Source organism: uncultured Rothia sp., assembly GCF_937976295.1.
Taxonomy (GTDB): Bacteria; Actinomycetota; Actinomycetes; order Actinomycetales; family Micrococcaceae; genus Rothia.
The window spans coordinates 1-8795 of the sequence record NZ_CALJRY010000128.1 but is presented as its reverse complement, the minus strand read 5'-3'; the positions used below and the strand labels follow the sequence as shown (position 1 = coordinate 8795).

At 58.9% G+C, this 8795-nt stretch carries 10 protein-coding genes; 5 read left to right on the top strand and 5 right to left on the bottom strand.

The window, feature by feature from the left end:
* Window positions 1-20 precede the first annotated feature (20 nt).
* The 5 genes from rplI to Q0216_RS03275 all read right to left on the bottom strand — a co-directional run bounded on the left by rplI (window position 21) and on the right by Q0216_RS03275 (window position 3461).
* The gene (rplI, locus tag Q0216_RS03295; RefSeq protein WP_298592899.1) at window positions 21-473 is read right to left on the bottom strand and encodes a 50S ribosomal protein L9; all 453 of its coding nucleotides are present in this window, start codon (window positions 471-473) and stop codon (window positions 21-23) included.
* A 20-nt stretch (window positions 474-493) separates the two neighbouring features.
* Complete coding sequence (gene rpsR, locus Q0216_RS03290) at window positions 494-730, bottom strand: 30S ribosomal protein S18 (RefSeq protein WP_004005948.1); 237 nt, start codon at window positions 728-730, stop codon at window positions 494-496.
* Between the two features lie 83 nt (window positions 731-813).
* On the bottom strand, window positions 814-1446 hold the full coding sequence (locus tag Q0216_RS03285; protein ID WP_005504055.1) for a single-stranded DNA-binding protein: 633 nt from the start codon (window positions 1444-1446) through the stop codon (window positions 814-816).
* Between the two features lie 94 nt (window positions 1447-1540).
* Window positions 1541-1846: a 30S ribosomal protein S6 gene (rpsF, locus tag Q0216_RS03280; RefSeq protein ID WP_298592896.1), complete on the bottom strand. Its 306-nt coding sequence runs from the start codon at window positions 1844-1846 to the stop codon at window positions 1541-1543.
* Window positions 1847-2036: 190 nt separating this feature from the next.
* Complete coding sequence (locus tag Q0216_RS03275; RefSeq protein ID WP_298592894.1) at window positions 2037-3461, bottom strand: CCA tRNA nucleotidyltransferase; 1425 nt, start codon at window positions 3459-3461, stop codon at window positions 2037-2039.
* A 126-nt stretch (window positions 3462-3587) separates the two neighbouring features.
* Here Q0216_RS03275 and Q0216_RS03270 point away from each other — a divergent pair, with 126 nt between their 5' ends.
* From Q0216_RS03270 to trxA, 5 genes are all read left to right on the top strand, one after another.
* Entirely contained in the window at window positions 3588-4091 is a 504-nt protein-coding gene (locus Q0216_RS03270) for an NUDIX hydrolase (protein WP_298592892.1), read from the top strand.
* 63 nt (window positions 4092-4154) lie between these two features.
* Window positions 4155-5819: a murein biosynthesis integral membrane protein MurJ gene (gene murJ, locus Q0216_RS03265; protein WP_298592890.1), complete on the top strand. Its 1665-nt coding sequence runs from the start codon at window positions 4155-4157 to the stop codon at window positions 5817-5819.
* A 196-nt stretch (window positions 5820-6015) separates the two neighbouring features.
* Window positions 6016-7206, top strand: a complete 1191-nt coding sequence (locus tag Q0216_RS03260) for a serine/threonine protein kinase (protein WP_298592888.1) — start codon at window positions 6016-6018, stop codon at window positions 7204-7206.
* 245 nt (window positions 7207-7451) lie between these two features.
* Complete coding sequence (trxB, locus tag Q0216_RS03255) at window positions 7452-8486, top strand: thioredoxin-disulfide reductase (RefSeq protein ID WP_298592887.1); 1035 nt, start codon at window positions 7452-7454, stop codon at window positions 8484-8486.
* Window positions 8487-8539: 53 nt separating this feature from the next.
* On the top strand, window positions 8540-8795 hold a 256-nt coding region (trxA, locus tag Q0216_RS03250; RefSeq protein WP_298592885.1), incomplete at its 3' end, for a thioredoxin.

Below are 8795 nucleotides of genomic sequence, written 5' to 3'. Positions count from 1 at the left end.
TCAAATATCTAAAAATCTACTTACGCAGCAGCAACGACGTCCAGGACAACGTTAGCAACAACGTCAGCGTGCAGGCGGACAGTCACCTTGTACTCACCGGTGCGCTTGATAGCGGAACCCAGGTGGATGGTGCGCTTGTCAACGGAGCCAATGCCAGCAGCCTCAATAGCCTCAGCAATAGCCTCAGCCTTGACGGTACCGAACAGGCGGCCGTCAGCGCCAGCCTTGTGTGCAACGACAATCGGCTTAGCAGCCAGGGACGCAGCAATTGCCTGAGCCTCTTCCAGAGAAGCCTTAGCACGAGCCGCACGAGCGGCACGGATGGACTCAACCTGCTTCTCGCCACCCTGGGTCCAGGTCACGGCAAAGCCGCGGGGCAGCAGGTAGTTACGTGCGTAACCGTCCTTAACGGTGACAACATCGCCAGCTGCACCGAGGCCGGAAACTTCCTGAGTCAGAATGATCTTAGCCATGTTACTGTCTCTCCTTCTCTTTAGCGGCCAGCGCCGGAGTAGGGCAGCAGTGCAACTTCGCGGGCGTTCTTAATAGCCTGAGCGATCTTGCGCTGCTCCTGAACGGTCACGCCAGTCACGCGGCGAGCGCGGATCTTGCCGCGGTCGGAGATGAACTTGCGCAGAAGTGCGACGTCCTTGTAGTCGATAACGGTGACGTCAGCAGCCTTGAGGGGGTTCTGCTTGGGTTTGGGCTTACGGATTTCAGCCTTAGCCATCGTGGTGCTCCTTAGAGTTGGGAGCCCGCGGCGGATAACCGCGGGATGGATTGATAAATTACTATTCGGAAAACGAAACCGGCTTAGAACGGAGGTTCGTCGTCGGCGCCGCTACCCCAGTCATAGTTACCACCAGACTGAGAACTCCACGGATCAGCAGCAGGAGCTGCGGGGGCCGCCGGAGCAGCCGGAGCGGAGTAGCCAGACTGGCCAGAGTAACCATTACCCTGAGCAGCAGCAAAATTGTTCTGCTGAGGAGCGGAGAAACCGCCCTGAGCAGCAGCGTTGTACCCAGCGCCACCGCCAAAGCCACCCTGCGCACCGCCACCGAAGTTATTACCTCCGGCAGAACGCTGTGCGCGAGTCACCTGAGCAGTAGCAAAACGCAGAGTCGGGCCGATCTCCTCGACCTCAAGCTCAAACGAAGTACGACGCTCGCCTTCCTTGGTCTCGTACGAGCGAGACTTCAGACGGCCCTGCGCGATAACCTGAGTACCCTTCTTCAGGGTCTCTGCAACATTCTCAGCGTAACCACGCCACACCGACGCACGCAGGAACAGGGTCTCCCCATCCTCCCACTGATTCGTCTGGCGGTTAAAAGTACGCGGAGTCGATGCGATCGTGAAATTAGCAACCGCCGCACCCGCAGGGGTGTAACGAAGCTCCGGATCGCCAGTCAGATTACCAATAACGGTAATAACGGTATCGCCTGCCATTTGATGCCTCCTCGATAAGAGTTACAAGTATGTTGAATCCAGTACAGCGCAACCCCCTGACATTTTTAGGGGGTCAGCCGACCGGCAAGACCAACTACTTGCTGGAGATCTTCTGATCCTCCGGGCGGATGATCTTGGTACGCATGACGGACTCGTTCAGGTTCAGAACACGATCGAGCTCAGCTGCGGTCTCGGGGGTAGCGGTGAAGTTCACCACTGCGTAGATACCCTCAGACTTCTTCTGGATCTCGTATGCCAGGCGACGACGGCCCCAGATATCGACGTTGTCGATGGAACCACCCTCGCTGGTCACGATCTCGAGGAACTTGGACAGCGACGGCTCAACCGCACGGTCCTCAACCTCGGGGCTGAGGATAACCATCAGTTCATATGCACGCATGATTAAACCCCTCCTTTGGGCTAAACGGCTATGGGATTTCCATAGCAGGAGATTCATAGTGCCCTACACGTGAAACACACCGGGCGGGGAACACGCATAGATTTCTTAACAATACACGAGAAAAAGCAGATAGAACAGTACCGCACCGCGTGACCTCAACCATGCGATGCGGTACCAAAAACCGCAGAAGCTACGCCTGCTGACGCTGCTCCCACCACTGCAATAGACGAGCCTTCGCCTCCTCCTCAGGAAGCGAACCCTCATCCAGACGCAAATTCAACAAGAACTTATACGCCTCACCCACCACCGGGCCCGGCGCAATACCAAGAATCTGCATAATCTGACCGCCATCCAGATCCGGACGAATCGCATCCAGCTCCTCCTGAGCAGCCAACTCAGCAATACGACGCTCCAAATCGTCATACGCCTCAGCCAACGAACGCGACAGGCGACGATTACGAGTCGTCACATCCGAACGAGACACACGATGCAGACGCTCCAGTTGGTCGCCTGCATCACGCACATAACGACGCACCGCAGAATCAGTCCAACCCGACTCACGGTAACCATAGAACCGCATATGCAGCTCCACCAGACGAGCCACAGCCTTAATCGTGTCATTATCAAAACGCAGCGCACGCATACGCTTCTTCACCATCTTCGCACCCACCACCTCATGGTGCAGGAACGAAACGGAGCCGTCCTTCTCAAACTTACGAGTCTTCGGCTTACCAATATCGTGCATCAACGCTGCAAAACGCAGAATAAAATCAGGAGCCGGACACGGGCCATCCTCGTCCGTCTCCTTCTCCATCGCCTGCTCCATCACCTTCAACGAATGCGCATACACATCCTTATGGTGATGCGCAGGATCCATCTCCATACGCAACGCAGGAAGCTCCGGCAACACATAATCCGCCAAACCCGTATCCACCAGCAGATTCAAACCCACCCGCGGATAATCAGCCTCAATCAGCTTCACCAACTCATCACGCACACGCTCAGCCGAAATAATCTCAATACGGCCAGCCATCTGGCGCATCGCCTCGAAAACCTCCGGGGCAACCTCAAGATTAAAACGCGCAGCAAAACGAGCCGCACGCATCATACGCAGCGGATCCTCAGAAAAAGACTCCTGCGGCGAGCGCGGGGTACGCAGAACACCCTCACCCAAATCCTCCACGCCGCCAAACAAGTCAACAACCTCGCCACTCGGCAAAGCCGCTGCCATCGCATTAATCGTGAAATCACGACGCACCAAATCAGCGCTCAAATCCGTGCCGAACTCCACCGTCGGCTTACGCGAATCCGAAACATACACCTCAGCACGGTACGTGGTCACCTCATACACCACGCCATTCTTCCGCGCACTAATCGTGCCGTACTCCTTACCGATATCCCACGTATGCTCAGCCCAGCCACGCAGAATCTGCTCGCTCTGCTCCGGAGAAGCATCCGTCGTCAAATCAAAATCGGTGAAGAGACCATCCTCAACCCGCAGATTATCGCGGACAATACCGCCCACCAAGTACAGCTCAAAACCCGCCGCACGGTACAGTTCTCCCAGCTCGGCGGCATCCGGGTACTTCGACACAACATCAATAATCAGCGACATAATCCTTTAATCGTGCCAGAAAAACCACCCATGCGCCCACCCCACACCCGCAACACCCCACCAAAGACAGCTATCTCACCCCAAACCGAGGCACCAAAACCTCAGCCTATCGGTTAAGGTAGAACCATGAGCATTCCCGTACCCCGCGCACCCAAAACGCGCTTCACCGCGCCCGCGCGAGCGGTACTCGCCCCCGAAGAAGTCTCCGCAGGCGGGCTCATCATCGACTTCGACCGACCCGAACAGCTACCCGTAGCCATCATCGCCCGCATCAACCGCAACGGACAACGCGAATGGTGCCTACCCAAAGGCCACATCGAACACGGCGAAACCACCGTCGAAGCCGCACAACGCGAAATCAGCGAAGAAACCGGAATCACCGGCTACCCCGTAGCTTCCCTCGGCACCATCGCCTACTGGTTCACATCCAACGGCACGCGCATCCACAAAACCGTGCACCACTACCTCTTCGCAGCAACCGGCGGCGAACTCACCATCGACAACGACCCCGACCACGAAGCAATCGATGTCGCCTGGGTCCCCCTCGAAGAGCTCCCCACCCGCCTCTCATTCGCCAACGAGCAACACATCGCCCGCAGTGCGCGCGAATACATCACCACCCAGCTCTAAACACCCGCCCAAGAGCCCCAAAACTAAAAGAAACAATCACCCGCCGACACAGGAGAGACCTACGTGGCACGTAACGACGCCCGCTCAAGCGCAATCATGGCAGCAGGCACCCTCGTCTCGCGCATCCTCGGATTCGTCAAGACCATCCTGCTCACCGTAGCCATCGGCTCACTCTCAACCGTCGGCGACGTCTTCGAAACCGCCAACACCCTACCCAACCTCATCTACGTCCTCGTAGCAGGCGGCGTGTTCAACGCAGTCCTCGTACCGCAAATCATTAAGGCAGCCAAAGCACAAGACGGCGGCGCACGATACATCTCCAAACTCGTCACCCTCACCGTCACCGCAATCGGCCTCATCACCCTCATCACCGTCGCCTGCGCCTGGCCCATCATCAGCATCATGGGCTCAGGATGGACCCCCGAACAACGACAGCTCGGCTTCATCTTCTCCCTCTGGTGCCTACCCCAAATCTTCTTCTACGGCCTCTACACCGTCATCGGACAGGTCCTCAACGCCAAAGACGCATTCGGCGCCTACATGTGGTCACCTGTACTCAACAACGTCATCACCATCCTGTCGCTGGTCCTCTTCATCTTCCTCTTCGGTGCACAACCCCCCGGCCCCAACCCCGTCCACACCGTAGACAACTGGACCAACGCACAAACCCTTGTGCTCGCAGGATCATCCACCTTCGGCGTCATCATGCAGGCAGTCGTCCTGTTCATCCCCCTACGCAAGCTCGGCCTGCGCCTCAAGCCCGACTTCGCCTGGCGAGGTATCGGCCTGCGCGCAGCCTCCAAGCTCGCCGCATGGACCCTCGCCTCCGGCGTCATCTCCAACCTCGCATTCCTCTACATGACCAAGGTCGCCGCAGGTATCGTCGGTCAGCGCGAACACTACGCCGCCCTCGGCATCCAGATCCCCGGCCTGCAGGCGCTCAACTACGCCTCCATGCTGTACATGCTCCCGCACGGCGTCATCGGCATCTCCATCGCCACCGTGCTCTTCAACCGCATGAGCGCCTCCGCTATCGCCGACGACAACGACAGCGTCATCTACGCGCTCTCCCACGGCCTACGCAACGCAGCCGTAGCCACCGTCTTCTGCATGGTCGCACTCATGGTACTCGCAGGCCCCATCGCTGTACTCTTCAGCGGCGGCGACCACATCGCAGCAACCATCATCGCCAAGCTCATCGTCATCACCGCGCTCGGCACCCCCACCCTCACCATCAACTACCTCTACAGCCGCGTGCTCTACGCCCGCGAAGACGCACGCACCCCCTTCCGCATCCAGGTGTACTCCGCCATCATCATGGTCGTCATGAGCTTCGCAGCATCCCTTCTCAGCGCACAGTACACCGTGTACATGCTCGCCTTCATCTACCCGGTACACAACATCCTGATCCTGTTCATCAGCCACAATATGGTCCGCCGCCGTCTCGGCTACTACGGCCAGCGCGGCATCATCAGCACCTACGCCCGCACCACCCTCGCCTCCCTCTTCGCAGGCGGCATCGCAGCCATTGCACTCTGGCTGCTCGGCGGCTACCAGCTCGACGGATTCGCATGGGCAACCAAGCTCACCGCGATCATCACCCTCGCCGTATGCGGCACCGTCATGGGCCTCGCATACCTCGCCGGTATACAAATCTTCCGCGTCAAGGAAGCCAACGCACTACTGGCACCCCTCACCTCCAAACTTGAGCGTTTTGCCCGCCGCTAAAGCAGCACACAACGCCCAACCCGGGTAGCTATCCGTGCACCCACCGCACCCCACACCGGGGCCCGCAGAGGACACAGACAGCCACTCGGACGCCACAAACTATCACTCAGCCCCAGCATCCTTCAATGCCGGGTAGAATCTAATAGTCAGGGCCCGCCACACGGCAGGCACTATGAAACCACCTCGGGAGAACACGTTGTCGCAACAGATTCCGGTCGGATCGGTCCTCGGAGGCCGCTACGAGATCACCGCACACATCATCATTACGGCAGAATCCGACATGGTGCTTGAAGGCACCGACCAGATTCTCAACCGTAAGGTCTCGGTCGTCGTCGCATCGCCCAGCCGCAGCCCACTGCTGGAAGCAAACTCCCGCGCGCTCGCAACCAACGCACGCGGCAACATCCAAATCCTCGACCTGGGCATCACCCCCGAAGGTAGCCGCTACCTCGTCACCTCCCACACCCGCCCCGACACCCTGCTGGACACCCTGCTGGTCGAAAACCACGCACTCTCCAACGCAGAAGACGCACTGGGCACCGAAATCTTCGGCGACTCCGAGACCGGCAGCTCCCCCAACACCTACGAGAAGGTCTCCTCCTCCACCGCCAACCAGGAGAGCATCACCGCCGCCAAGAACTGGAACGCATCCGACGGCGCGGCCGTGACCGCATACTCCGAACCCACCAGCATCTACGAAGATGACGAAGACGAAGAAGACGGCAGCCGCGGCACCTGGGCAGTCGCCCTGGCAGCGGTCCTGCTGCTCGTCATCGTCGCAGGCGGCATCCTTACCTCCCTGGGCGCAATCGGCTCCAACCAGGCAGCCGTACCGCACACCCCCAAGTCTTCCGCCTCGGCGTCCGAATCAGCTGCGGCAAGCGCCAGCGCATCGGCATCCCCGACCGCTAAGGCGTCGAACGCGCCGGCTAAGATCGCATCCGTGGCTCGCTTCGCCCCCTCGAACACCACGTTCATGAGCGATATGGACACCCTCATCCCGAACCTGACCGACGGTAACGCCAACACCGCATGGATCAGCTACGGCTTCGGCACCGCCAACTACGCCGGCGCCATCCAGGAATTCGGCCTGGCAGTGAAGCTGCAAACCCCCACCGTCGTCTCTAAGCTGACCATCCAGCAGAGCACCGGCACCGGCGGTTCCTTCACCGTCTATACCAACAGCTCCGCTTCCCTGAACGGCGCAGTTGAGGTCGGCAAGGGCACCTTCGAAGGCAAGGACGCAGTCGTCACCCTGGACACCTCCAAGCAGAGCGCAGAAAAGGGCGCCTACGTGATCATCGTGGTCAACGAGCTGCCCCGCCTCAGCCAGCCGATTGGAAGTTGGAGCTACGGTCTGCGCATTAACGAAATCAAGGTGGACTAATCACCCCATAACGCGACCTCGACAGGGCGCTCGCACCCCAGACGCAAGGGCGGGGCTTCTGAACTCAACAGTTCGGAAGCCCCGCCCTTTTTGATGTCCATTTATGACTCTTTATGGCGCGGGCACTACTCAAAGATTCACAGTGCGCGGAGTATCTGGATAAGGGTCCCCCAAGATGGAATAATCGAGGATAAAGCCCCGTTATATGGGCAGAAAGAAAGACCTACAACGGAAAGACATATCCGATGACTGAGAATCTGGGAGGCCTCTTCGGAGGCGCCGCCCTGGGCAACCTGAACCTCGCATCCGCACCCGCCACCGAAGCGGCACCGGCAGTCGAGGCTGAGGCCGACGCAACCGTCCACAACGTCATTATTGTGGGCTCCGGCCCCGCCGGCTACACCGCGGCAATCTACGCGGCACGCGCCGAGCTGAAGCCCGTCCTCTTCGCCAGCTCCCTGGCGCCCGGCGGATCCCTCATGAACACCACCGAGGTGGAGAACTTCCCCGGCTTTATTCAGGGCATTCAGGGCCCCGAACTGATGGAGAACATCGGCCAGCAGGCTGAGCGTTTCGGTGCAGACATCCGCTACCAGGACGTAGAAAAGGTCGAGCTCACCGGCGACGTGAAGAAGGTCTACACCGCAGACGGCGCCGTTCACCTGGCGAAGACCGTCATCATGACCACCGGTTCTCAGGTTCGTAAGCTCAACATCGAGGGCGAAGATCGACTCTCCGGTTACGGTGTCTCCTGGTGCGCAACCTGCGATGGTTTCTTCTTCAAGGACAAGGAAATCGCAGTGGTCGGCGGTGGCGACTCTGCACTGGAGGAGGCACTGTTCCTGACGACTTTCGCCTCCAAGGTATACCTGGTGCACCGCCGCGATTCTTTCCGCGCTTCGGAAATCATGCAGACCCGCGTTTTCAACAACCCGAAGATTGAGGTTGTCTGGGACTCGGCCGTCACCGCCGTTCACGGCGAGAGCAACCTCGAGTCGATCACCCTGACCAACACCAAGGACGGTTCTGAGCGTCAGCTGGCTGTTCAGGGCCTGTTCATCGCGATTGGCTCCGATCCTCGCGTGGAACTGGTACGTGACCAGCTGGAGATTACCGAGAACCACACCATCGCGGTTCAGGGTCGTTCCTCGAAGACTTCCGTTCCTGGCGTTTTTGCTGCCGGTGACGTCATTGACCCGACCTACCGCCAGGCAATTATTGCCGCCGGTTCCGGTGCTGTTGCCGCTCTGGACGCGCAGCACTACCTCGAAAACCTCTAAACTATTCGTATTATTCGCAGGGGATTCTGCCCCGTGTCAGAAAGGAGCACTCCGTGAGCAGTGCACAGCAGGCAACTGATGCCACTTTTGACGAACTGGTTCTGAAGAACGACAAGCCCGTGATTGTGGATTTCTGGGCTGAATGGTGCGGCCCCTGCCGCATGGTTGGCCCCGTGATTGACGAGATTTCTGGCGAGTACGCCGGTCAGGTCGATGTGGTCAAGGTGGATGTTGAAGCAAATGGCGATACCGCCATGAAGTACGGCATTACCTCTATTCCCGCCATCTACCTTTTCAAGGGTGGCGAGG

Bases quoted from the DNA above. Each gene is read 5' to 3' on its own strand.
- rpsR (WP_004005948.1), bottom strand. From the start codon at position 730: ATGGCTAAGGCTGAAATCCGTAAGCCCAAACCCAAGCAGAACCCCCTC.
- trxB (WP_298592887.1), top strand. From the start codon at position 7,452: ATGACTGAGAATCTGGGAGGCCTCTTCGGAGGCGCCGCCCTGGGCAAC.
- rplI (WP_298592899.1), bottom strand. From the start codon at position 473: ATGGCTAAGATCATTCTGACTCAGGAAGTTTCCGGCCTCGGTGCAGCT.
- rpsF (WP_298592896.1), bottom strand. From the start codon at position 1,846: ATGCGTGCATATGAACTGATGGTTATCCTCAGCCCCGAGGTTGAGGAC.
- Q0216_RS03275 (WP_298592894.1), bottom strand. From the start codon at position 3,461: ATGTCGCTGATTATTGATGTTGTGTCGAAGTACCCGGATGCCGCCGAG.
- Q0216_RS03285 (WP_005504055.1), bottom strand. From the start codon at position 1,446: ATGGCAGGCGATACCGTTATTACCGTTATTGGTAATCTGACTGGCGAT.
- Q0216_RS03270 (WP_298592892.1), top strand. From the start codon at position 3,588: ATGAGCATTCCCGTACCCCGCGCACCCAAAACGCGCTTCACCGCGCCC.